Annotated in this window: 20 protein-coding genes and 1 tRNA gene; 13 read left to right on the forward strand and 8 right to left on the reverse strand. The window is 70.3% G+C overall.

Annotated elements, in window-relative coordinates; genetic code table 11:
* Nucleotides 1–41 precede the first annotated feature (41 nt).
* Nucleotides 42–1,667, forward strand: a complete 1,626-nt coding sequence (locus tag RCO28_RS01860) for an MFS transporter (RefSeq protein ID WP_308939115.1) — start codon at nt 42–44, stop codon at nt 1,665–1,667.
* Between the two features lie 217 nt (nt 1,668–1,884).
* Complete coding sequence (locus RCO28_RS01865) at nt 1,885–2,259, forward strand: peptidase inhibitor family I36 protein (RefSeq protein ID WP_308939116.1); 375 nt, start codon at nt 1,885–1,887, stop codon at nt 2,257–2,259.
* A 57-nt stretch (nt 2,260–2,316) separates the two neighbouring features.
* On the opposite strand, the gene RCO28_RS01870 is transcribed toward RCO28_RS01865, so the two are convergent.
* Nucleotides 2,317–3,081 carry an ion channel gene (locus RCO28_RS01870; protein ID WP_308939117.1) on the reverse strand — a complete coding sequence of 255 codons (765 nt, stop codon included), beginning with the start codon at nt 3,079–3,081 and terminating at the stop codon, nt 2,317–2,319.
* A 101-nt stretch (nt 3,082–3,182) separates the two neighbouring features.
* Entirely contained in the window at nt 3,183–5,915 is a 2,733-nt protein-coding gene (gene aceE, locus RCO28_RS01875; RefSeq protein ID WP_308939118.1) for a pyruvate dehydrogenase (acetyl-transferring), homodimeric type, read from the reverse strand.
* Nucleotides 5,916–6,293: 378 nt separating this feature from the next.
* On the opposite strand from aceE, the gene RCO28_RS01880 reads away from it, so the two are divergent.
* The 6 genes from RCO28_RS01880 to RCO28_RS01905 all read left to right on the forward strand — a co-directional run bounded on the left by RCO28_RS01880 (nt 6,294) and on the right by RCO28_RS01905 (nt 10,780).
* Nucleotides 6,294–6,734: a DUF3052 domain-containing protein gene (locus RCO28_RS01880; protein ID WP_308939119.1), complete on the forward strand. Its 441-nt coding sequence runs from the start codon at nt 6,294–6,296 to the stop codon at nt 6,732–6,734.
* 118 nt (nt 6,735–6,852) lie between these two features.
* Nucleotides 6,853–7,320: a peroxiredoxin gene (locus RCO28_RS01885; protein ID WP_308939120.1), complete on the forward strand. Its 468-nt coding sequence runs from the start codon at nt 6,853–6,855 to the stop codon at nt 7,318–7,320.
* A gap of 131 nt (nt 7,321–7,451) precedes the next feature.
* Nucleotides 7,452–8,027 (forward strand): TerD family protein, encoded by a 576-nt coding sequence (locus RCO28_RS01890; RefSeq protein WP_308939121.1) that lies wholly within the window; start codon nt 7,452–7,454, stop codon nt 8,025–8,027.
* 99 nt (nt 8,028–8,126) lie between these two features.
* The gene (locus RCO28_RS01895; protein WP_308939122.1) at nt 8,127–8,702 is read left to right on the forward strand and encodes a TerD family protein; all 576 of its coding nucleotides are present in this window, start codon (nt 8,127–8,129) and stop codon (nt 8,700–8,702) included.
* A 76-nt stretch (nt 8,703–8,778) separates the two neighbouring features.
* Nucleotides 8,779–9,930: a DUF475 domain-containing protein gene (locus RCO28_RS01900; RefSeq protein ID WP_308939123.1), complete on the forward strand. Its 1,152-nt coding sequence runs from the start codon at nt 8,779–8,781 to the stop codon at nt 9,928–9,930.
* A gap of 106 nt (nt 9,931–10,036) precedes the next feature.
* The gene (locus RCO28_RS01905; RefSeq protein WP_308939124.1) at nt 10,037–10,780 is read left to right on the forward strand and encodes a Tellurium resistance; all 744 of its coding nucleotides are present in this window, start codon (nt 10,037–10,039) and stop codon (nt 10,778–10,780) included.
* An 84-nt stretch (nt 10,781–10,864) separates the two neighbouring features.
* Here RCO28_RS01905 and RCO28_RS01910 read toward each other — a convergent pair whose 3' ends face one another.
* The gene (locus tag RCO28_RS01910) at nt 10,865–11,731 is read right to left on the reverse strand and encodes a TerD family protein (protein WP_308939125.1); all 867 of its coding nucleotides are present in this window, start codon (nt 11,729–11,731) and stop codon (nt 10,865–10,867) included.
* A 185-nt stretch (nt 11,732–11,916) separates the two neighbouring features.
* Between RCO28_RS01910 and RCO28_RS01915 the strand changes: the two genes are divergently transcribed.
* The 3 genes from RCO28_RS01915 to RCO28_RS01925 are packed head-to-tail and all read left to right on the forward strand — an operon-like array spanning nt 11,917 to nt 16,591.
* Nucleotides 11,917–13,098, forward strand: coding sequence for an HpcH/HpaI aldolase/citrate lyase family protein (locus RCO28_RS01915; RefSeq protein ID WP_308939126.1), 1,182 nt, complete (start codon nt 11,917–11,919; stop codon nt 13,096–13,098).
* 44 nt (nt 13,099–13,142) lie between these two features.
* Complete coding sequence (locus tag RCO28_RS01920) at nt 13,143–15,737, forward strand: phosphoribosyltransferase (RefSeq protein ID WP_308939127.1); 2,595 nt, start codon at nt 13,143–13,145, stop codon at nt 15,735–15,737.
* Between the two features lie 20 nt (nt 15,738–15,757).
* Entirely contained in the window at nt 15,758–16,591 is an 834-nt protein-coding gene (locus tag RCO28_RS01925) for an HAD family hydrolase (RefSeq protein ID WP_308939665.1), read from the forward strand.
* Here RCO28_RS01925 and RCO28_RS01930 read toward each other — a convergent pair.
* From RCO28_RS01930 to RCO28_RS01950, 5 genes are all read right to left on the reverse strand, one after another.
* Nucleotides 16,488–17,186: a DedA family protein gene (locus RCO28_RS01930; protein ID WP_308939128.1), complete on the reverse strand. Its 699-nt coding sequence runs from the start codon at nt 17,184–17,186 to the stop codon at nt 16,488–16,490. The two genes, RCO28_RS01925 and RCO28_RS01930, sit on opposite strands and share 104 nt — an antisense overlap.
* Before the next feature lie 105 nt (nt 17,187–17,291).
* A complete protein-coding gene (locus RCO28_RS01935; RefSeq protein WP_308939129.1) occupies nt 17,292–17,519 on the reverse strand; it encodes a zinc ribbon domain-containing protein in 228 nt (75 codons plus the stop codon).
* 178 nt (nt 17,520–17,697) lie between these two features.
* The gene (locus tag RCO28_RS01940) at nt 17,698–18,333 is read right to left on the reverse strand and encodes a DUF4383 domain-containing protein (RefSeq protein ID WP_308939130.1); all 636 of its coding nucleotides are present in this window, start codon (nt 18,331–18,333) and stop codon (nt 17,698–17,700) included.
* A gap of 264 nt (nt 18,334–18,597) precedes the next feature.
* The gene (locus tag RCO28_RS01945; RefSeq protein ID WP_308939131.1) at nt 18,598–20,013 is read right to left on the reverse strand and encodes a hypothetical protein; all 1,416 of its coding nucleotides are present in this window, start codon (nt 20,011–20,013) and stop codon (nt 18,598–18,600) included.
* Nucleotides 20,014–20,112: 99 nt separating this feature from the next.
* Complete coding sequence (locus RCO28_RS01950) at nt 20,113–20,661, reverse strand: DUF4097 family beta strand repeat-containing protein (protein ID WP_308939666.1); 549 nt, start codon at nt 20,659–20,661, stop codon at nt 20,113–20,115.
* A 337-nt stretch (nt 20,662–20,998) separates the two neighbouring features.
* Between RCO28_RS01950 and RCO28_RS01955 the strand changes: the two genes are divergently transcribed.
* Together RCO28_RS01955 and RCO28_RS01960 are read left to right on the forward strand one after the other, a co-directional pair.
* Nucleotides 20,999–21,070, forward strand: a tRNA-Val gene (locus tag RCO28_RS01955).
* A 258-nt stretch (nt 21,071–21,328) separates the two neighbouring features.
* Nucleotides 21,329–21,631 carry a hypothetical protein gene (locus tag RCO28_RS01960; RefSeq protein WP_308939132.1) on the forward strand — a complete coding sequence of 101 codons (303 nt, stop codon included), beginning with the start codon at nt 21,329–21,331 and terminating at the stop codon, nt 21,629–21,631.
* Nucleotides 21,632–21,735: the final 104 nt, after the last annotated feature.

The raw sequence follows: 21,735 nt of genomic DNA on the forward strand, positions 1-21,735 counted from the left end.
TCGTTTGTCAACTGTCAGTCGCTGTCATTAGCCTCGAACGCATGACTAGTCAGACCACCGTCGACAAGGCGGACAAGGCGCCGGAGCAGCCTGCGGGCGCTCCCGCTCCGGCCCAGGCCAAGGGCTTGCGGGGCCACCCCTGGCTGACGCTGTTCGCCGTCGCGATCGGCGTGATGATGGTGGCCCTCGACGGCACCATCGTGGCCATTGCCAACCCGGCCATCCAGAAGGACCTGGGCGCCTCCCTCGCGGACGTCCAGTGGATCACCAACGGCTATCTGCTGGCGCTCGCCGTCGCCCTGATCACGGCGGGCAAGCTCGGTGACCGCTTCGGCCACCGCCAGACCTTCCTCATCGGCGTCGTCGGCTTCGCCGCCGCGTCCGGCGCGATCGGCCTGTCCGAGAGCGTCACGTTCGTCGTCGTCTTCCGCGTGCTGCAGGGACTCTTCGGCGCCCTGCTGATGCCGGCGGCGCTCGGCCTGCTGCGCGCCACCTTCCCGGCTGAGAAGCTCAACATGGCCATCGGCATCTGGGGCATGGTCATCGGCGCCTCCACCGCGGGCGGCCCGATCCTCGGCGGCTTCCTCGTCGAGAACGTCAGCTGGCAGTCGGTGTTCTACATCAACGTGCCGGTCGGTGTGATCGCGCTCGTCTTCGGGCTGTGGGTCCTCAAGGACCACCGCGCCGCGAACGCCCCGCGCTCCTTCGACATCCCCGGCATCGCGCTGCTGTCCGGCGCGATGTTCTTCCTGATCTGGGCGATCATCAAGGCCGGTGAGTCCTGGGGCTGGGGCGGCGCCAAGACCTGGATCTTCCTGGGCGCGGCCGTCCTGTGCTTCGTCGTCTTCGCGGTCTGGGAGACCAAGGTCAAGGAGCCGCTCGTCCCGCTCGGGATGTTCCGCTCCATACCGCTCTCCGCGGGCACTGTCCTCATGGTGCTCATGGCCTTCGCCTTCATGGGCGGCCTGTTCTTCGTGACGTTCTACCTCCAGGGCGTGCACCGCATGACCCCGGTCGAGAGCGGCCTGCACCTGCTGCCGCTGACGGCCATGATGATCGTGTCCTCGCCGATCGCGGGCGCCCTCATCACCAAGTTCGGCCCGCGCGTCCCGCTGGTCGGCGGCATGGTGCTCACCGCGGCCGCGATGTTCGGCATGACCACGCTGTCCACCGGGACCGGTACGTGGACGATGTCGCTGTGGTTCGCCCTCCTCGGCCTGGGCCTCGCCCCGGTGATGGTCGGCGCCACCGAGGTCATCGTCGGCAACGCCCCGATGGAGCTCTCCGGCGTCGCGGGCGGTCTGCAGCAGGCCGCCATGCAGGTCGGCGGCGCGCTCGGCACGGCCGTGCTCGGCGCCGTCATGTCCAGCAAGACCGCCTCCGTACTGCCCGAGAAGTGGACGGAGGCCGGGCTGCCCGGCGAGCCCGCGCCCGGCCTGGACGCGGCCGCCGAGGTCGGATACCTGCCGACCGAGGCCCTGGAGAAGGCGCACACCCCGCAGCCGGTCATCGAGCAGATCGGCGGCGTCGTGCAGGACACCTTCATGTCCGGCATGCACCTGGCCTTCCTCACGGCCGGTGTCGTCGCGGCCGTGGCCGCCGTGGTGGCCGTCTTCACCAAGCGCGGCGCCAACGCGGAGGCAGGCGGCGGAGCCGTCCACATCTGACGCCCACGTCATCCGAGGGCTCACACCCTCGCGCACCCGCGCGCGTGCGGGTACGCGCGCCGTCGCCCGCGCCGTACGCATCGGAAAGTCCCGCCGAAGAGCCCTTCGGCGGGACTTTCCCCTATCAGGGTGGCTGACCCCGAACCCCCTTCCGGCGGACGGCAGTTGCGGGCCAGAGTGCGGATCACGGATTCGTACGACACGGGGGTTCACCACCATGCGCACCACCAGCACGCTGCCCGCCCTGACCACCTCACTGCTCGCCCTGGCGCTGCTCGCGGCACCCGCGGCGAGCGCGTCCCCGCCCACCCTCGCCGACTGCGGGCCCGGCGAGCTGTGCCTGTGGAAGGACGCCGAGTTCCAGGGGAAGCGCCAGGTCCACGAGCTGGCCGGAACCGACATCGAGAGCTGCGTCGCCCTCCCCGGGGGCACCTCGGCCCAGTCCCTCGCCAACCGCACCGGCCGCCCGGTGACGGTCTACCAGTCCGCCCACTGCGCGGAGACCGGCGAGTTCCAGACCTACCCGGGCGACGGCACGTACGCGCCCCGATCGCCTTATCGCGTACGGGCGTTCAAGATCTGGGAGCACTGAGCGCACCCACCGGACAGGCCCGCCGCCCCCGACGCCAGGGCGGCGGGCCGCCCGACCTCAGCTCAGCGGGTCGCTTCGGCGCGCCGGGACCGGCGCCGCCGCCGCGGACAGCTCGGCCACCTGCGCCCGCAGCGCGGTGACCTCCTGGGTCAGGGCCTCGATGGCGGCGGTACGGCGCCGCTCCTCGGCGTCGTCCTGGTCGAAGCGGGCGATGAACCAGGCGGCGATGTTCGCGGTCACCACACCGAGCAGCGCGATACCGGACAGCATCAGGCCGACGGCGAGGACCCGGCCGAGGCCCGTCGTCGGCGAGTGGTCGCCGTAGCCGACCGTCGTCATCGTGGTGAACGACCACCACAGGGCGTCGCCCAGGGTCTTGATGTTCCCGTCCGGCGCGTCGCGCTCCACCGCGAGCACCGCGAGCGAGCCGAACATCAGCAGCCCCGCCACCGCCCCGCCCACATACGTCGTCAGCCTGATCTGCGAGGCCATCCGGGCCCGCCGTCCGACCAGCATCAGCGTCGCGACGACCCGCAGCAGCTGGAGCGGCCGCAGCAGCGGCAACAGGACCGCGCACAGGTCGAGCCAGTGCCTGCGCACGAAGCGCTTCCGGTCCTCGCTCAGGACGAGCCGCACCAGATAGTCGACGGCGAACGCGCCCCACACCGCCCACTCCACGACGGAGCAGGCCCGCCGCACCCCGGAGCCCGCGCCGGGCAGCACGATGGGCACCGCGTACGCCACGGCGAAGAGCACCGCGAGCGCGAGCAGGGGGCGCTGGGTGCCGTTCTCCCAGCGGATCTGGGGCGGCTGTTCCTTCATGGTCGTTCCTTCATGCGTGTTCCTTCATGCGCCGCATCGTAAGGAACGCACAAGGCGGCGGGACCAGCCGGTCCCGCCGCCTTGTCAGCCCTGCGTGAAAGCTATGCGTCGCCGCCCGCCGCGCCCGGGTCGGCCGCCGACACGTCGAGCAGCTGGTAGCGGTCCACCGCCTGCTTCAGGACCGAGCGGTCCACCTTGCCGTCCCTGGCGAGCTCGGTGAGCACCGCGAGGACGATCGACTGCGCGTCGATGTGGAAGTACCGGCGGGCCGCGCCCCGGGTGTCCGCGAAGCCGAAGCCGTCCGCGCCGAGCGAGGTGTACTGCCCCGGCACCCAGCGCGAGATCTGGTCCGGCACCGACCGCATCCAGTCCGAGACCGCCACGAACGGCCCCTCGGCGGACTGCAGCTTCTGCGTCACGTACGGCGTGCGCTGCTCCTCCTCCGGGTGCAGCAGGTTGTGCCGGTCCACCTCGACGGCCTCGCGCCGCAGCTCGTTCCAGGACGTCGCCGACCAGACATCGGCCTTGACGTTCCAGTCCTGCGCGAGGATCTGCTGCGCCTCGACCGCCCACGGCACCGCGACACCGGACGCCATGATCTGCGCCGGGATCGTGCCGGACTCGCCGCGCTGGTAGAGGTGGATGCCCTTGAGGATGCCGTCGACGTCCACGTCGTCCGGCTCTGCCGGGTGCTGGATCGGCTCGTTGTAGACCGTCAGGTAGTAGAAGACGTCCTCGGCCTCCGGGCCGTACATCCGGCGCAGGCCGTCCTTCACGATGTGCGCGATCTCGTACCCGAACGCCGGGTCGTACGCGACACAGCCCGGGTTGGTCGAGGCGAGCAACTGCGAGTGCCCGTCCGCGTGTTGGAGGCCCTCGCCGGTCAGCGTCGTACGTCCCGCGGTGGCGCCGAGGACGAAGCCGCGGGCCAGCTGGTCGGCCATCTGCCAGAACTGGTCGCCGGTCCGCTGGAAGCCGAACATCGAGTAGAAGACGTACACCGGGATCAGCGGCTCGCCGTGCGTCGCGTACGCCGAGCCCGCGGCGATCAGCGAGGCCGTGCAGCCCGCCTCCGAGATGCCGTCGTGCAGCATCTGACCGGTCGGCGACTCCTTGTACGCGAGCAGGAGTTCACGGTCGACCGCCTCGTACTGCTGGCCGAGCGGGTTGTAGATCTTCGCGCTCGGGAAGAACGCGTCCATGCCGAACGTGCGGTACTCGTCCGGCGCGATCAGCACGAAGCGCTTGCCGATCTCCTTGTCCCGCATGAGGTCCTTCAGGATGCGGACGAACGCCATGGTGGTGGCGATCGACTGCTGACCCGAGCCCTTCTTCGCGGCCGCGTACGTCTTGTCCTCGGGCAGCTGCAGCGGCTTCGCGCGGACGACACGGGTCGGGACGTACCCGCCCAGGCCGTGCCGCCGGTCGTGCATGTACTGGATCTCCTCGGAGTCCCGGCCCGGGTGGTAGTAGGGCGGAACGCCGTCCTCCAGCTGCTTGTCCGTGATCGGCAGGTGCAGCCGGTCCCGGAAGCCCTTGAGGTCGTCGACCGTCAGCTTCTTCATCTGGTGCGTGGCGTTGCGGCCCTCGAAGTTCGGGCCGAGCGTCCAGCCCTTGACCGTCTGCGCCAGGATCACCGTCGGCTGGCCCTTGTGCGCCTTGGCCGCCGAGAACGCCGCGAAGATCTTCTTGTGGTCGTGACCGCCACGGCCCAGGTGCAGGACCTGGTCGTCGGTCATGTTCTCGACCATGGCGCGCAGCCGGTGGTCACCGCCGAAGAAGTGGTCGCGGATGTACGCACCGGTCTCGGTCGCGTACGTCTGGAACTGTCCGTCGGGCGTGGTGTTGAGCTTGTTGACCAGGATGCCGTCCCGGTCCTGCGCGAGCAGCGGGTCCCAACTCCGGTCCCACACCAGCTTGATGACGTTCCATCCGGCGCCCCGGAACTGCGACTCCAGCTCCTGGATGATCTTCCCGTTGCCGCGCACCGGACCGTCGAGCCGCTGCAGGTTGCAGTTGACGACGAAGGTCAGGTTGTCCAGGCCCTCACGCGCGGCGATCGACAGCTGCCCGAGCGACTCCGGCTCGTCCATCTCACCGTCGCCGAGGAACGCCCACACGTGCGACTTGGAGGTGTCGGCGATGTCACGCGCCTCCATGTACCGGTTCATCCGCGCCTGGAAGATCGCGCCGAGCGGGCCGAGGCCCATCGACACGGTCGGGAACTCCCAGAAGTCCGGCATCAGCCGCGGATGCGGGTACGAGGAAAGGCCGTTGGGCGCCTTGGACTTCTCCTGCCGGAAGCCGTCCAACTGCTGCTCGCTCAGCCGGTCCAGGAGGAACGCGCGGGCGTAGATGCCCGGCGATGCGTGGCCCTGGAAGAAGATCTGGTCGCCGCCGTCGCCCTCGTCCTTGCCGCGGAAGAAGTGGTTGAAGCCCACGTCGTACAGCGAGGCGGAGGACGCGAACGTGGCGATGTGGCCGCCGACGCCGATGCCGGGGCGCTGCGCGCGCGAGACCATGACCGCCGCGTTCCAGCGGGTCGCGTTCAGGACCTTGCGCTCGATCTCCTCGTTGCCGGGGAAGAACGGCTCGTCCTTGGTGGCGATGGTGTTGACGTAGTCCGTGCTGCGCATCTCGGGTACGGCGACGCGCTTCTCACGGGCCCGCTCGATGAGCCGGAGCATCAGGTAGCGGGCGCGCTCGCGGCCGCGCTCGTCGACCGCCGCGTCAAGGGAGGCGAGCCACTCCTGAGTCTCTTCGGGATCGAAGTCCGGGACCTGGCTGGGCAGGCCGCCAATGATGATCGGGTTGCGATCGGATCCGGAAGCCACGCTGTTCCTTCGCTGTCGGTCTTGCTCGATGTCGGGAGCTGTGGGGGCTGTGGGGCTGTCTTTGCACCGTCGATTGTGGTCCCCATCGTCCACCTCGGTCGCGCAAACGTCATCTGTACCGTTAGGTAACCAGTGCGCGGTCACCAGGGCCGCGATTACCACAGGACTGGCAAAACAGGCCAGAATGGCTTGGGGTGAACAACGGATACCCGGCAAAGCGCTGACAGCGCTGCGACGGCGCCGCCAGGAACGTCACCGTTTCGGCGGTCTCGACGGCCGGGTACTTGCGCGATCCGCCCCGCACGTGTGGACTACGGCCAGTGGCCCACGTATGCGTGCGGCCGAGAACAACTTCCAAACATGATCAGGAGGCAATCCGTGAGCGCGACCGCGGACCACGCGGAGACGAGCCTGGCCGAGAGGCTGGGCTTCCAGTCCGGGCAGGTGGTCCAGGAGATCGGCTACGACGATGACGTCGACATGGAGCTCCGCGAGGCCATTGAACAGACCATCGGCGACGATGGCGAACTCGTCGACGAGGACTACGACGATGTGGCCGACGCCGTGGTGCTCTGGTTCCGCGACGACGACGGGGACCTGACGGATTCCCTGGTGGACGCCATCGCGTACATCGAGGAAGGCGGCCCGATCCTGCTGCTGACCCCGAAGACCGGACGCGACGGATATGTCGAGCCGAGCGAGATCAGCGACGCGGCCACCACCGCCGGCCTGACGGCGAGCAAGAGCGTCAGCGTGGGCAAGGACTGGTCGGGCAGCCGACTCGCCACCCCCAAGGCGGCGAAGTCCGGCAAGCGCTGAACCTTTCACGCAGCCTTCGAACCCCCGTCGGCCATCGGTCGGCGGGGGTTCACGCATGCCCTGCCGCCCTCGCTAGGGTGGCACCCACCTGAACAGCTCTACGGAGGGATCCGTCCTCATGGCACTCGCTGGCCTCGCGACCGGCACCAAGGCCCCGGACTTCGAGCTCAAGAACCAGCACGGGGAGACCGTCCGGCTCTCGGACTTCCGCGGTGAGAAGAACGTCGTCCTGCTCTTCTACCCCTTCGCCTTCACCGGCGTCTGCACCGGCGAGCTGTGCGCCCTGCGGGACGAGCTGCCGAAGTTCGTCAACGACGACGTGCAGCTGCTCGCCGTCTCCAACGACTCGCCCTTCACGCTCCGCGTCTTCGCCGAGCAGGAGGGCCTCGAGTACCCGCTGCTCTCCGACTTCTGGCCGCACGGCGAGGCCTCGCGTGCGTACGACGTCTTCGACGAGGAGAAGGGCTGCGCCGTGCGCGGCACCTTCATCATCGACAAGGAGGGCGTGATCCGCTGGAGCGTCGTCAACGCGCTGCCCGACGCACGTGACCTGAACGAGTACGTCACGGCCCTCGGCAGCCTCTGAACAACTCGACGACCTCGTGATCCCGGGACGAATAGCCTGTTGATGCGGGAACCGGTCACTAGGATCCAGTCGTTGATCCGATGCCAACGCACTACGGGGGCGCTGCCCCTGGACACCATTTGGGAGGACTCATGGGAGTCAGCCTCAGCAAGGGCGGCAACGTCTCGCTGTCCAAGGAGGCCCCCGGCCTGACCGACATCACGGTCGGCCTCGGCTGGGACATCCGTACCACCACCGGTACGGACTTCGACCTCGACGCCAGCGCCATCCTGACGCAGGAGGACGGCAAGGTCTCCAGCGACGCCAACTTCGTCTTCTTCAACAACCTCAAGAGCCCCGACGGCTCGGTCGAGCACACCGGTGACAACACCACCGGTGAGGGCGAGGGCGACGACGAGCAGATCAAGGTCAACCTCACGGGCGTCCCCGCCGAGGTCACCAAGATCGTGTTCCCGGTCTCGATCTACGACGCCGAGAACCGCCAGCAGTCCTTCGGCCAGGTCCGCAACGCGTTCATCCGCGTCGTGAACCAGGCCGGCGGAGCCGAGATCGCGCGGTACGACCTCTCCGAGGACGCCTCGACGGAGACCGCGATGGTCTTCGGCGAGCTGTACCGCCACGGCGCGGAGTGGAAGTTCCGCGCCATCGGCCAGGGTTACGCCTCGGGCCTGCGCGGCATCGCGCAGGACTTCGGCGTCAACGTCTGAGCCACGCACCGCCACGCATGACCCGTCCGGCGCCGCACTCTCCGTGCGGCGCCGGACGCGCTGGACAACCGCACCACCACCTCGGGGAGGACCACGAACATGGGCGTCACGCTCGCCAAGGGGGGCAATGTCTCCCTCTCCAAAGCCGCACCGAACCTGACGCAGGTCCTTGTCGGACTCGGCTGGGACGCACGTTCCACCACCGGCGCCCCCTTCGACCTGGACGCCAGCGCGCTGCTCTGCAAGTCCGGGCGGGTGCTTGGCGACGAATGGTTCATCTTCTACAACCAGCTCACGAGCCCCGACGGCTCCGTCGAGCACACCGGCGACAACCTCACCGGTGAGGGTGACGGCGACGACGAGTCCCTGCTCGTGGACCTCTCCAAGGTCCCCACCGAGGTGGACAAGATCGTCTTTCCCGTCTCCATCCACGACGCGGACAACAGAGGCCAGACCTTCGGACAGGTCAGCAACGCGTTCATCCGCGTCGTGAACCAGGCCGACGGTCAGGAGCTCGCGCGGTACGACCTCTCCGAGGACGCGTCCACGGAGACGGCGATGATCTTCGGCGAGGTGTACCGGTACGGCGAGGAATGGAAGTTCCGCGCCGTAGGCCAGGGGTACGCGTCAGGGCTGCGGGGCATCGCTCTAGACTTCGGGGTCAACGTTTCGTAAAGCCGCGCACGGCTCGGGGGAGTCCCCTTCTCGTCGCGGGCGCGGGGACGCCCCGTAAACAACGATTGGGTAGCCAGTGGTATTGAGAACCTTCGGCTGGTCGTTCGCGGTCACCGCGGCCGGCCTGGTCGCAGCGGTGTTCATCGGGGGGTGGCAGGCGTTCGGGATCGTGGCGATCCTGTCGATCCTCGAGATCTCGCTGTCCTTCGACAACGCGGTGGTCAACGCCGGGATCCTGAAGAAGATGAATGCCTTCTGGCAGAAAATCTTCCTCACGGTCGGCATTCTGATCGCCGTCTTCGGCATGCGCCTTGTCTTCCCCGTCGTCATCGTCGCCATCAGCGCCAAGATCGGGCCCATCGAGGCCGTCGACCTGGCGATGACGGACAAGGACATGTACCAGCAGCTGGTGACCGACGCTCACCCGTCGATCGCCGCGTTCGGTGGCATGTTCCTGCTGATGATCTTCCTCGACTTCATCTTCGAGGACCGCGACATCAAGTGGCTCGGCTGGCTGGAGCGTCCGCTCGCCAAGCTGGGCAAGGTCGACATGCTGTCGGTCTGCATCGCGCTCATCATCCTGATGGTCACCGCGATGACCTTCGCGACCCAGGCCCACCAGCACGGCGGCGCCCACGTCGACAAGTCGCAGACGGTGCTGCTCTCCGGCGTCGCCGGTCTGATCACGTACCTCGTGGTCGGCGGTCTCTCCGGCTTCTTCGAGAACAAGCTGGAGGAAGAGGAGGAGCGCGAGCACGAGGAGGAGGAGCGCGCCGCACGCGAGGGCAAGCCCAAGTCGGCCGTCGTCCTCGCCGGCAAGGCCGCGTTCTTCATGTTCCTCTACCTCGAGGTCCTGGACGCGTCCTTCTCCTTCGACGGTGTGATCGGCGCCTTCGCCGTCACCAACGACATCGTCCTGATGGCCCTCGGCCTCGGCATCGGCGCCATGTACGTCCGTTCGCTGACGGTCTACCTGGTCCGCGAGGGCACCCTCGACGACTACGTCTACCTGGAGCACGGCGCGCACTACGCGATCGGTGCCCTCGCCCTGATCCTGCTCGTCACCATCCAGCACGAGATCCCCGAGGTCATCACCGGCTCCATCGGCGTGATCCTGATCGCCTGGTCGTTCTGGTCCTCGGTGCGGCGCAACAAGCGCCTGGCCGCGGCCGGAGGCGGCGGTGGACCGAGTTCGGACGAGAAGACCGAGGTCTCCTCCGGGGTGTGATCCGCGGGTAGTTGAGGGAACGCTCTGAAGCGGGGCGGTCACGAGGGCATGACCCTCTGACCGCCCCGCTGTCACGTATGCAGGCATTTGAGAAGTTGGGGGCGGGATGTCCTTCTGGGAAGGGCTGTGGCGGGGTCGCGCATCGCAGTTCGAGTCGGGGAACGCGGCGACCAACTCCATCGAGCTCACCAAGCGCCGTCCGTCGGTGTCCCTGACCAAGCAGGGCGCGGCCACCGGCAATCTGCGCGTCAACCTGTCCTGGCGGATGCGTACTTCGGACATCGAGGGACAGTCGAAGCGGAGGGGCGGGCTGTTGCGGCAGCCGTGGAAGATGTTCCAGCCCGATGTGGTGCAGGCCCACACCCAGGGTGTGGTCAATGTGGACCTGGACCTGGGCTGCCTGTACGAGATGACCGACGGCGCCAAGGGCGTAGTACAGCCCCTCGGCAGCTTCTTCGGCGATCTGAACGCCCCGCCGTATGTGAAGCTCAGCGGGGACGACCGCTTCGGCTCGGCCTCCGGCGAGACGCTGTATGTGAATCTGGACCACCGCGAAGAGATCAAGCGGCTGCTGTTCTTCGTCTACATCTACGACCAGACCCCGGCCTTCGACCGTACGCACGCGAAGGTCACGCTCTATCCGAGCAACGGCCCGCGGATCGAGATCGAGATCGACGAGCGCGCCCCGCAGGCGCGTTCCTGCGCGGTGATCTCCGTCGAGAACGTCAAGGGCGAGCTGGTCGTGCGCCGCGAGGTGAAGTTCGTGTACGGCTTCCAGGCCGAGCTGGACCGGCTGTACGGCTGGGGCCTGCAGTGGGGCCGGGGCTACAAGGCGAAGGCGGACAAGTAGTGCGGGTCGCGGCCATCCGTATCGCGCCCGTCCGTTCCGGGACCGTCCGTGTCGCGCCCGTCCGTTTCGGGACCCGCTCGCCGGTCAGCGGGCCAGGAACTGCGGTCCCTGCGGCGGCAGTTTGAAGTGCGGGTCGGGGCCCGGGACGGCTGCGGCGGCGGGCTGCGGGTAGCCGTAACCGCCCTGCGGTGCCGAGACGGGCTGCGGGTAGCCGTACCCGGGCGGGGCCGCGGGCGGGGGCTGGCTGGGCGGCTGCGGGTAGCCGTAGCCGGGGGCCGCCGTCGGCGCGGGCGGGGCGACGGTCGGCGGGAGCGCGGTGTGCTGCGTCGCGGCCTCGGAGTCCGGCTCGGGCTGCCGCGGCTCGGGATGCTGGGCCTCGGCCCCGGACTGAGCCTCGGACTCGTCGACGGAGATCCCGAAGTCCGTGGCCAGGCCGACGAGGCCGTTCGAGTAGCCCTCGCCGAGCGCGCGGAACTTCCAGGTGTCGCCGCGGCGGTACAACTCGCCGCAGATCAGAGCGGTTTCGGCGCCCGTCTCGGGCTTCACGTCGAAGTACGCGTACGGGTCGCCCTCCGCTCCGGCCGCCGCGTCGTACAGCGAGATGCGCAGTCCGCGTACGTGCTCGAAGGGGACGCCGTCCGCCGATGCCACCACCAGGATGCGGTCGACTTCGGCGTCCATTCCGGCGAGGTCGGCCTGGACGGAATCGCTCAGTCCGTCGGCGACGCGCTTCTTGCCGAGCCGCCGGACCGTGCCGGAGGGGTGCCGGGGCTGGTTGTAGAAGACGAAGTCCTCGTCGGAGCGGACCCGGCCCTCGGGGGAGAGCAGCAGTGCCGAGACGTCGATGTCCGGGGCTCCCGACCCTGCGGGCCCCGGGGTCCAGCGCAGCACGGCGTGTACGGCCATGGCTTCGAGCGGGACGTTCGACCCCTTCAGCATCGCGTGCGTCATGCCGTCATCCTGCCTTCCCCGCCCAGGCGGGGACAACGCGGGGGGCGTCGGCGGGGCGGGGTCCGCTCGCGGGAGACATGAGGGGGTTACCTGAATTTCATGCGAGCAGGGAACCCCTGACATGCTCGTTTACGTACTATTACCGGCCACATATGGTCGGTCGGTTGTCTACAACGGGGAGTCTCATGCGTCATTTCGGGCACATTGCGCCTGAGATCCGGAATCGCTTGTTCCACAGGGAACCCGGCGAGTTCACCGCGGACTCTCCCGCCTCGCTCCTGTCGGTCGCCCTCGGCGCCACGCTGTACTCCCCGGCGACCCGCCCCCGCCTCGCCGACGACGTCGTCAAGCAGGCGCAGCACGGAGTGGCCTCGATGGTGCTGTGCCTGGAGGACTCCATCGACGACGCGGACGTCGTCGGCGCCGAGGAGAACCTCGTCGCCCAGCTGTCCGCGCTCTCCGCCCGCGAAGAGGGGGCCGCCGCCGGACAGCTGCCGCTGCTCTTCATACGCGTCCGGCACGCCGCCCAGATATCCGACCTCGTACGCCGCCTCGGCCCCGCGGTCCGCATCCTCTCCGGCTTCGTCATGCCGAAGTTCACCGAGGAGCGTGGCGTGCCCTTCCTGGAGGCGCTCACCGCCGCCGAGGCCGCCAGCGGACGCCGCCTCTTCGCCATGCCCGTCCTGGAGTCGCCCGAGCTGCTCCACCTGGAGACCCGCGCCGACACCCTCGCCGGCATCGCCCGCACCGTCGACAAGTACCGCGACCGCGTCCTCGCCCTGCGCCTCGGCGTCACCGACTTCTGCTCCGCGTACGGACTGCGCCGCCAGCCCGACATGACCGCGTACGACGTGCAGATCGTCGCCTCCGTCATCGCCGACGTCGTCAACGTCCTCGGCCGGGCCGACGGCACCGGGTTCACCGTGACCGGGCCCGTGTGGGAGTACTTCCGCGCCCAGGAGCGGATGTTCAAGCCGCAGCTGCGCAACAGCCCCTTCCTCGGCCGCGCCGAGGAGCTGCGTACCGCCCTCATCGAGCACGACATCGACGGACTGCTCCGCGAGATCGGCCTCGACCGGGCCAACGGACTGCTCGGCAAGACCTGCATCCACCCCTCGCACGTCCTGCCCGTGCACGCCCTCTCCGTGGTCAGCCACGAGGAGTTCAGTGACGCCCAGGACATCCTGCGCCCCGAGCGCGGCGGCGGCGGAGTCCTGCGCTCCGCCTACACGAACAAAATGAACGAGGTGAAGCCGCACCGCGCCTGGGCCGAGCGGACCCTCAAACGCGCCCAGGCCTTCGGAGTCGCGGGCGAGGACGTCGGCTTCGTGGAGCTGCTCACCGCGGGCCTGTCCGGCGACAACTGAACGGACAGGCCGACGACATGGGCAGAGAGCAGGGACGGACGAACGTGACGTACGCAAGCGACGAGAGGGACGCGAACAACGTGGTGTGGTCGGGCAAGTGGGTCGCTGAGCGACTCGGGGTCGAACTGGACGGCGACGAGCGGCTGCGAGGACTCCTCGGGCTCGCCCTGCGCCGCAACCCGAAACGGGCCCATCTGCTCGTCTCCCACGTCCTCGGCAAACACGTCCCGCAGTCGCCCGCCCTGGTCTGGCGCTCCGGGCACGACCTGGGCGTCCGGGTCCGCGAGCTGCTCGGCGACGACGAGGCCCGCCGCTCCGTCGTGCTCGGGTACGCGGAGACCGCCACCGGGCTCGGCCACTCCGTCGCGGACGGCCTCGCCCTCGCCCCGTATCTGCACTCCACCCGGCGGCCCGTGCCCGGCGTCGCGCGCGCGGGCGGCTTCGAGGAGTCGCACTCGCACGCCACCTCGCATCTGCTGCTCCCCGAGGACCCCGAACTCCTCGCCGGGGACGGCCCGTTGGTCCTCGTGGACGACGAGTTCTCCACCGGCAACACCGTCCTCAACACCATCCGCGCCCTGCACGAGCGCTACCCGCGCGGGCGGTACGTCATCGTCGCTCTGGTCGACATGCGCTCGGACGCCGACCGGGGCAGGCTCGACGAGTTCGCCCGCGAGATCGACGCCCGCGTCGACCTGATCGCCCTGGCCTCCGGGACCGTACGGCTTCCTGAGGGCGTGCTGGAGCGCGGGCAGGCGCTGGTCGCCGAGCACGAGCAGGCCGCGCACGAGCGGACCGCGCACGAGCAGGCCGCGCACGAGCAGGCCGCGGTGAGTGTTCCCGTCCAGCGGGACGGGCGTCGGCCGGTGCGCGTCGAGCTCGGCTGGCCCGCCGGGGTGCCCGACGGCGGGCGGCACGGATTCACCGCCGCGCACCGCGAGACCCTGGAGGCCGCCGCGCCCGGCCTCGTCGAACGGATCGCAGGGGCGCTGCCCGCTGACGCGCGCCGCGTCCTCGTCCTCGGCTTCGAGGAGCTGATGTACGCGCCGCTGCGGCTCGCGGTCGGCCTGGAGGAGCGAGTGGAGGCCGAGGTCCGCTACTCCACGACCACCCGCTCGCCCGTCCTCGCGGTGGACGACCCGGGTTACGCGATCCGCAGCCGCCTCGTCTTCCCCGCCCACGACGACCCGGCGGACGGGCCCGGCGACCGGTACGCGTACAACGTCGCGGGCGGCGGCTTCGACACCGTCGTCGCCGTCGTCGACTCCACCGCCGACACCCCCGAACTGCACGCCCCCGACGGCCTGTTGGCGCAGCTCGCCCGGCACGCCGAGCATGTCCTGCTCGCGGTCGTCCCGTCCCACGCCCCCGGCGCCGCGCGCACCGGGGACGCTCCCGAAGACACCCCCGAACACGCCTCCGAAGGCGCCTCCCAAGGGGCCTCCGAAGACGCCTCCGAACGGCAGGAAAATCCCAGCATGCTGCCCGAACCCCTGCGCGGCCCCGCCTTCTCCTCGTACGCACCGGACGAGGTCGGCTGGCTGCTCCAGGACCTGTCCGAGGTCGAGCTCGAAGCGCCGACCGAGGAGCGCGAAGAGGCCATCCAGAGCGGCGGGGCGCACTACGCCGAGTCGCTGCCGGTCGAGTACCAGCCGAACGAGCAGTACCAGCAGCTGTTCAAGGCCGCCCTGGAGACCTCCGCCGCCCGGATCGCGCGGGCCGTCGGCGTCGTCACCGAGACCGTGCTCGCCGAGCGGTCGAAGCGGCCCGTCCTGGTGTCGCTCGCGCGCGCCGGTACGCCCGTCGGCGTCCTGATGCGCCGCTGGGCACAGCACCGGCACGGCCTCGACCTGCCGCACTACGCCGTGTCGATCGTGCGCGGCCGCGGCATCGACGCCAACGCGCTGCGCTGGCTCGCCGCCCACCACGACCCGGCCGACGTCGTCTTCGTCGACGGCTGGACCGGCAAGGGCGCCATCACCCGCGAACTCGCCCAGGCCGTACGGGACTTCGAGGACGGTGGCGGAGCCAAGGGCTTCGACCCGGAGATCGCCGTGCTCGCCGATCCCGGCTCCTGCGTACGGACCTACGGCACGCGCGAGGACTTCCTCATCCCGTCCGCCTGCCTCAACTCCACGGTCTCCGGGCTGATATCGCGCACCGTGCTCCGCGCGGACCTGGTCGGCCCGGACGACTTCCACGGCGCGAAGTTCTACCGCGAACTCGCCGGAACGGACGTCTCCGGCCACTTCCTCGACACCGTCGCGGCCCGCTTCGACGAGGTCGGCTTGGCCGTGGACGCCCAGGTCAAGGAGGTGCTCTCGGCGGACCGCGCGCCGACCTGGGAGGGCTGGGCGGCCGTCGAACGGATCAGCACCGAGTACGGCATCAACGACGTGAACCTGGTCAAGCCGGGCGTCGGCGAGACCACCCGGGTGCTGCTTCGCCGGGTCCCGTGGAAGATCCTCGCCCAGCGCGGCGCGGGCGCCGACCTCGACCACGTACGCCTGCTCGCGGAGCAGCGCGGCGTCGACGTCGAGGAGGTGGACGGACTCCCGTACAGCTGCGTCGGGTTGATCCACCCCCAGTACACGCGCGGCGCGACCGGCGCCGACGGCAAGGCGGTGACGGGCAAGTGAGCACCTCCGTGAGCACCTCCATGAGCAGCTCGTCCGGCGCCACCCTCGTCGCCAGCGACCTCGACCGCACGCTGATCTACTCCGCCGCGGCCCTGCAACTGCCGATGCCCGACGCGGAGGCGCCCCGCCTGCTCTGCGTCGAGCTGTACGAGGGCAAGCCGCTGTCGTACGTCACGGAGGACGCCGCCGAGCTCCTGGCCGAGCTGTCCCGGCGCACCGTCTTCGTGCCGACGACCACCCGCACCCGCGAGCAGTACGCGCGCATCCATCTCCCGGGCCGCACCCCGCGGTTCGCGATCTGCGCCAACGGCGGGCATCTGCTCGTCGACGGCGTCTCCGACCAGGACTGGCAGCGGCAGGTCGCCGCCCGCCTGGCCGAGGAGTGCGCCTCGCTCGACGAGGTCCGCGCCCATCTGGTGCGCAGCGCCGACGAGTCCTGGCTGCTCAAGGAGCGGGTCGCCGAGGACCTGTTCGCGTATCTGGTGGTCGAGCGGACGCTGCTGCCCGAGGGCTGGGTCAAGGAGCTGTCCGCCTGGGCGGAGGAGCGCGGCTGGACCGTCTCCCTGCAAGGACGGAAGATCTACGCGGTGCCGAAGCCGCTGACCAAGAGCGCCGCCATGCGCGAGGTCGCCCGCCGCACCGGCGCCGACCTCACCCTCGCCGCGGGCGACTCGCTCCTGGACGCGGATCTGCTGCTCGCCGCCGACCGGGCCTGGCGGCCGGGTCACGGTGAGTTGGCCGATACGGGGCTCAGTGCGTCGCACCTGACCGTTCTTCCGGAGCGTGGGATCGCGGCGGGAGAGCGGATCCTGCGGGAGTTCCTCTACGCCGCCGGGCCGGGCCGGTCCGCCTGACGATCCGTACCGCCACGAAGAGCACCGCGGCAACGGCGGCGGCACCGAGGACCACCGTCGAGTACGTGGAGACGTAATCCGTCACCTGCGTCCAGTTCTCGCCGAGCAGATATCCGGCGAGGACGAACAGGGTGTTCCAGATCGCGCTGCCGAGCGCGGTGAGCCACAGGAACGTCGGCAGCGGCATGCGCTCCACGCCCGCGGGCACGGAGATCAGGCTGCGGAACACCGGGATCATCCGGCCGAAGAACACGGCCTTCGTGCCGTGCCGGGCGAACCACTGCTCGGTCCGCTCGATGTCGGACACCTTGACCAGCGGCAGCCGCGTGGCGATCGCGATCGTACGGTCCCTGCCGAGCAGCGCGCCGACGCCGTACAGCGCGAGCGCGCCGAGCACGGAACCCACGGTCGTCCACACCAGGGCGGCCACGAGGTTCATCTGTCCCGTGCTCGCCGTGAAGCCCGCGAGCGGCAGGATCACCTCGCTCGGCAGCGGCGGGAAGAGGTTCTCCAACGCCACGAGAAGTCCGGCCCCGGGCGCCCCGAGGGTGTCCATGAGGCCGGTGATCCACCCCGGCGCGGTGCTGTCGATCATGCGGCCAGCGTACGGAGGGGACCTGAAGCGGAGCTGAAGTCAGGGCGTCGTGCGGTGTGCGTCAGCCACAGCAATCGCAGCAGCCTCAGCCCCGGCCCAGCTGCCTCAGCCGCAGCAGCCTCCGCCGCAGCAGCCGCCTCCTCCGCCGGACGCGGGGGCGGGGGCGGGGGCGGGCCCGGACGCGGCCGTTCCGCCGACGGCCACCGTCGAGAGCAGCTTCACGGTGTCGTCGTGCCCGGCGGGGCAGGCGGCGGGGTCGGACGACTCGGCCATGGGACGGCTGAGCTCGAAGGTGTCACCGCAGGTCCGGCAGCGGAAGTCATAGCGAGGCATGGGGCCAGGTTAACGGGGGGTGAGTCCGGTGAACACCGGCTCGGCCCCGCCCCTGCCTGTACCGGCACAGCGAACTCCCCGCGGAGGCTCCGGCCGCGGGGAGTTCGACTGTGGCGCCGTGTGCCCGGCGCCGGGCCCGGAGGCGTCGGGGCTCGGGGGCGCCTGGGGGAGGGCCTGCTCAGGTCTTCGTGCTGTCCGGCGAGATGGGCGAGGTGGGCGAGGTGGGAGGGGTGGGCGAGGTGGGCGAAGTGCTGGGAGTCCTTGTGCCCGTGCGCAGCGCCGCACGGTCCGTCGCCCGCTCCTCACGTTCGGCCTGGCCGGGGTGGCGGGCCTTCCAGTACGGGTTGTCGTGCGGCAGCGCACTGCCCACCCGCCCGTACATGCCGAAGACCATCAGCATGATGCCGACCACGAAGCTGAACAGGACGTTCTGGATCCGGAACGCCAGGAAATTCAGGTCCGAGTCGAGGAGCGCGAGGTTCGCGAAGCCGCTGAGGATGAACGCGACGCCCACGATCATGTTGAGCGTCGAGGCGAAGTTGCCGCCGACCACCATGCCCGCGAGGAGCAGCAGCCCCACGCAGATGGACAGCACGCTCAGCGCGCCGTTGGTGCTCAGACCGGCGACTTGGTCGCCCCGGGTGTCGAAGAACCCGACCTTGTCGATCAGGCCGAGAATGCCGAACGCGAGCAGGACGAGCCCGGTGAGGCCCGCGCCGACCCGGTAGACCTTGCTCAGGCGGTGGTCGACGGGGAGGTGTTCGTTCAGCGTGATCCGCCGCCTGGTGGGGTGGAGCGTTGCGTGTGTGGCCATGTCCGCCTCCCTCGGGTGCACGGAGGCCCTCACTCCGGACGGAGGCTCCGCTCCGTTCCGGAGACCTGCGGTCGCGGGCACCGATCAGCACCCGCGTAGTACCAGGATCCGCCTACCTGGCCGCGGATGCCACATCGCGCTGAGTACGCCGGTACGTCGCGTCGACCACGCCGGTGCAGGGCGTCGAGTACGCCGGTACGTCGCGCTTCGCGCCGATCACGCCGATACGGCGCGTCGAGTACGCCCGGTAACAGGGCGCCCGGCTCACACCCCCGCGCCGCCCCGCTCCTGCCGGATCTGGGCGACCACACCGGCCACCGTGTTCCGCACCGCCTCCGTCTCCGTGAGGAAGTGCCAGTAGTCGGGGTGGCGGCCCTCCTCCAGGGCACCGACGGCGCGCTCCAGGCGGGCGACCGCGCCGTCGAGCGGGCGGGCGTGCTGGGGATCGGGCGTGCTGCGGCCGGCCATCGCGAGCCGCTGCGCGTCCCGGATCGCGAAACGGGTCCGCTCGATCTCCTGCTCCGGGTTCTTCGCCACGGCGTTCAGCTGCCGCAGCCGATCGCCCGCAGCGGAGACCGCCTCGTCCGTGGAGTTCAGCAGGGCCCGCACCGTGCTCAGCAGCGCGGTGGCGTCCGGCCAGCGCTGTTCGTCGCGCGCCTTACGGGCCTCGGCCAGCTTCAGCTCGGCCTGCTTGACCGCCTCCGCCGCCTGCTCCGGCACCGACTGCAGGTCCTGCCAGCAGGCCGCCGTGAACCGCCGCCGCAGCTCGCTCAGCACCGGCTCGACCTGCGCGGAGCGCGTGGTCAGCGCCTGCGCGCGGGTACGCAGCGACACGAGCCGCCGATCCGTCTCCGCGGCCCGCTCGGGCAGCCGCTCCGCCTCGGCGCGTACGGCCTCGGCGTCCCGCAGCACCCGGTCGGCGCGCTGCAGGGTCTCGGGCACGCCGTGCTGCCCCGCGCCCTGGTTGAGCTTGGTCAGCTCCGGGGCGAGCGCGGCGAGCCGGGCCGCCAGATCGTCGGCCCGCAGGCCCGAGCCCCGTACCGCGTCGAGTGCGGTGCTCGCCGCGAGCAGCGCCTGCCGGGCCCGCTCGACCGCCGGAGCGAGGCGGGCCAGCTGCGTCTCCGCCTTGTCGAGCAGCGCGCCGAGGCTCTGCCCGAACCGGTCGAGCTCCTGCTTGACGCGCGCCAACTCGTCCTTGGCGCCGGTCAGTTCGGCCCGCGCCCGGCTCGCGACCGAGGCATCCAGGTCGTCCCGGTCCAGATCGTGGGCGTCGACCGCCGTGATGTAGCGGTGGCTGACCTCGTCGATCCGGCGGCCGAGCGCGTCGAAGTCGGCGGCGACCCGGCCCGCGGCGGGCGAGCTGTCGACGGCCGTGATGGTCTCGATCGAGATGCGCAGATCCCGCTGGGCGGTGTCGAGTTCGTAGAACGCGGCCGCCGCCGCGTCCTTGGCGGCCTGCGCCTCCGCCCGCGCGCTCTCGCCACGGCCGCCACCGAACCAGCGCCGCGTCCCGCCCCCGGCGAACGCGGCCGGAAGCACGGCGGCGAACCCCGCGAGCAACGGCAGCGGCAGCAGGACGAGTCCGACCGCGTCGCGCAGCGCCGCCGCGCGCCGCCGTGGGCGTGTTGAGAGGCGAGGAGCGACCTGCTGCGCGTACGGCTGCGGTGGTGTCGCCGTCACTTCTCACTCCCGTGCTGTCGTCCGCCCGGCCTGGGATCCCCTCCCGGCTGAGGCCGGGCAGCCATTCTCCCACCCCAAGAAGACGAATACACGGGCCGTTCAGTTCACGCTGACGCTGCCGTCTTCGCTGTGTGCCTCCACCACATGCGTGCTCTGGTCGTCACGGTCCACGCCCACGTCCACGGAGCCGTCGTCGGACGAGGCCGCCACCTTGTACGCGCCGTCCGGCAGGTCCACCGCGACCGCGCCGTCCTGGGAGCGGGCGTCGATCCGTGCGGAGCGGATGTCCAGGGCCTCGACGGCGCCGTCGGCGCTGACCAGTTCGAGCGGCCCGGAGGAGTCCTTGACGGTCACCCGCCCGTCGTCGGACCGGATCTGCAGCGCCGTACGGAACCCTTCGGCCGTCACCCGACCGTCCTTGCTGACCACGTGCACGGCCGCATCGCGCGGCACCTCGATCCGGTGCCGGGCCGAGCAGTCGCTGACGAACCCGTCGCAGTGCACGCGGAGTTGCAGGGTGTCGCCGTCCATCCGCCAGGTGGCCTCGGGGTTCTCGCCGAGCACGGTGCTGCCGTCGAACCATCGGGTGACCCGCACCTCGTCCACGTCGGCGGCCACGACGTCGAGCGCGGAGTCGTCCGAGTCCACGGTCAAGGTCCGCCCCTGCAGCGGGAAGGACCGGCTCTCCGGCTCGTCCTCGCTCTCGGCACTCGCGCACCCGCCCACCAGGACGACGGCGGCCAGGGCCTAGTGCGACGGCCGTGCGGGGCCGCTGGGCTCGTGCGGTACGGAGCTCATGTCGGTCTCCCCCAGGGGCGCTGCGGCGCCTTCGCCGCGGTCCCTCAGACCGTACGAATCCGCGCGCCCCACCGGGATCCGGGCGGCCACCGGATCCCTGGTGGGGGTAGCCCCCGGGCGGTCCGGCCCCCGCCCGTACTGGTTTGCGGGGCAGTGCCCCCGGCAGGGTAAGGTGTCCACTCGTCCCGGGCGCGTAGCTCAGGGGTAGAGCGTCGCCCTTACAAGGCGAATGTCGGCGGTTCGAAACCGTCCGCGCCCACCGGGTACATCAGCGAAGGGTCCCGCACCGATCACGGTGCGGGACCCTTCGCCGTTCGCGTTCACGCAGTCGGAAACACCCGGCTCGCCGTTCCCGGCGGCGCGCTTCGTTGTGTGCGAGGGAGGGGCGAAATCCGGTGGAGCGGTGCGGTGTTGTCGTGGCAGGCTCGGGGCATGACGTTCTGCCGAAAGGGCCATGCCGCGTAAGCGGCCGGGGCGGGTCCGTGTCGAGCAGCGCCCTCATGCGCACACGCCGTACGTGACCCGATCGATGATCACGGGGCTCTCGCCCGCGGCGCTGGCGGAGATCGTCAGGCTGGAGCGGTCCCGGAACTATCTGTGGCCGGGGGCCGCCGAGTCCAGCCTCTTGGTCTGGGCCAGGTTCGTGCGCACCGCCCACCACCGCCTCTGGGTCGACAACGACGGTGGCTGCCGGATCTGGGAGTGCTGCGGCGATCCGTATCTGGCGCGGGACCTCCTCGAAGGTCTGATGCTTGCCATGTCCCCGCGCCGCGGGCGCGAGCTCCGCCGCGTGGTGGAGCCGTACGACGCGCGCTACTGACACGCCACCGCATGCCTGGGCGGCCAGGCCGCCACTGACGGCTGCGCCACACTCTTTTGCAACTTGTTGCACAACCATCGCCCCGTGGGTTACAACAAGCTCGA

Origin of the sequence: Streptomyces sp. LHD-70 (assembly GCF_031157275.1) — a bacterium.
In the GTDB taxonomy this organism is placed as follows: domain Bacteria; phylum Actinomycetota; class Actinomycetes; order Streptomycetales; family Streptomycetaceae; genus Streptomyces.

What these genes read in the sequence shown, in the direction of transcription:
- RCO28_RS01895 (WP_308939122.1), top strand. Translation starts at nt 8,127, where the DNA reads ATGGGCGTCACGCTCGCCAAGGGGGGCAATGTCTCCCTCTCCAAAGCC.
- RCO28_RS01930 (WP_308939128.1), bottom strand. Translation starts at nt 17,186, where the DNA reads ATGATCGACAGCACCGCGCCGGGGTGGATCACCGGCCTCATGGACACC.
- RCO28_RS01940 (WP_308939130.1), bottom strand. Translation starts at nt 18,333, where the DNA reads ATGGCCACACACGCAACGCTCCACCCCACCAGGCGGCGGATCACGCTG.
- RCO28_RS01860 (WP_308939115.1), top strand. Translation starts at nt 42, where the DNA reads ATGACTAGTCAGACCACCGTCGACAAGGCGGACAAGGCGCCGGAGCAG.
- RCO28_RS01885 (WP_308939120.1), top strand. Translation starts at nt 6,853, where the DNA reads ATGGCACTCGCTGGCCTCGCGACCGGCACCAAGGCCCCGGACTTCGAG.
- RCO28_RS01865 (WP_308939116.1), top strand. Translation starts at nt 1,885, where the DNA reads ATGCGCACCACCAGCACGCTGCCCGCCCTGACCACCTCACTGCTCGCC.
- RCO28_RS01890 (WP_308939121.1), top strand. Translation starts at nt 7,452, where the DNA reads ATGGGAGTCAGCCTCAGCAAGGGCGGCAACGTCTCGCTGTCCAAGGAG.
- RCO28_RS01870 (WP_308939117.1), bottom strand. Translation starts at nt 3,081, where the DNA reads ATGAAGGAACAGCCGCCCCAGATCCGCTGGGAGAACGGCACCCAGCGC.
- RCO28_RS01905 (WP_308939124.1), top strand. Translation starts at nt 10,037, where the DNA reads ATGTCCTTCTGGGAAGGGCTGTGGCGGGGTCGCGCATCGCAGTTCGAG.
- RCO28_RS01935 (WP_308939129.1), bottom strand. Translation starts at nt 17,519, where the DNA reads ATGCCTCGCTATGACTTCCGCTGCCGGACCTGCGGTGACACCTTCGAG.
- RCO28_RS01910 (WP_308939125.1), bottom strand. Translation starts at nt 11,731, where the DNA reads ATGACGCACGCGATGCTGAAGGGGTCGAACGTCCCGCTCGAAGCCATG.
- RCO28_RS01915 (WP_308939126.1), top strand. Translation starts at nt 11,917, where the DNA reads ATGCGTCATTTCGGGCACATTGCGCCTGAGATCCGGAATCGCTTGTTC.
- RCO28_RS01925 (WP_308939665.1), top strand. Translation starts at nt 15,758, where the DNA reads ATGAGCAGCTCGTCCGGCGCCACCCTCGTCGCCAGCGACCTCGACCGC.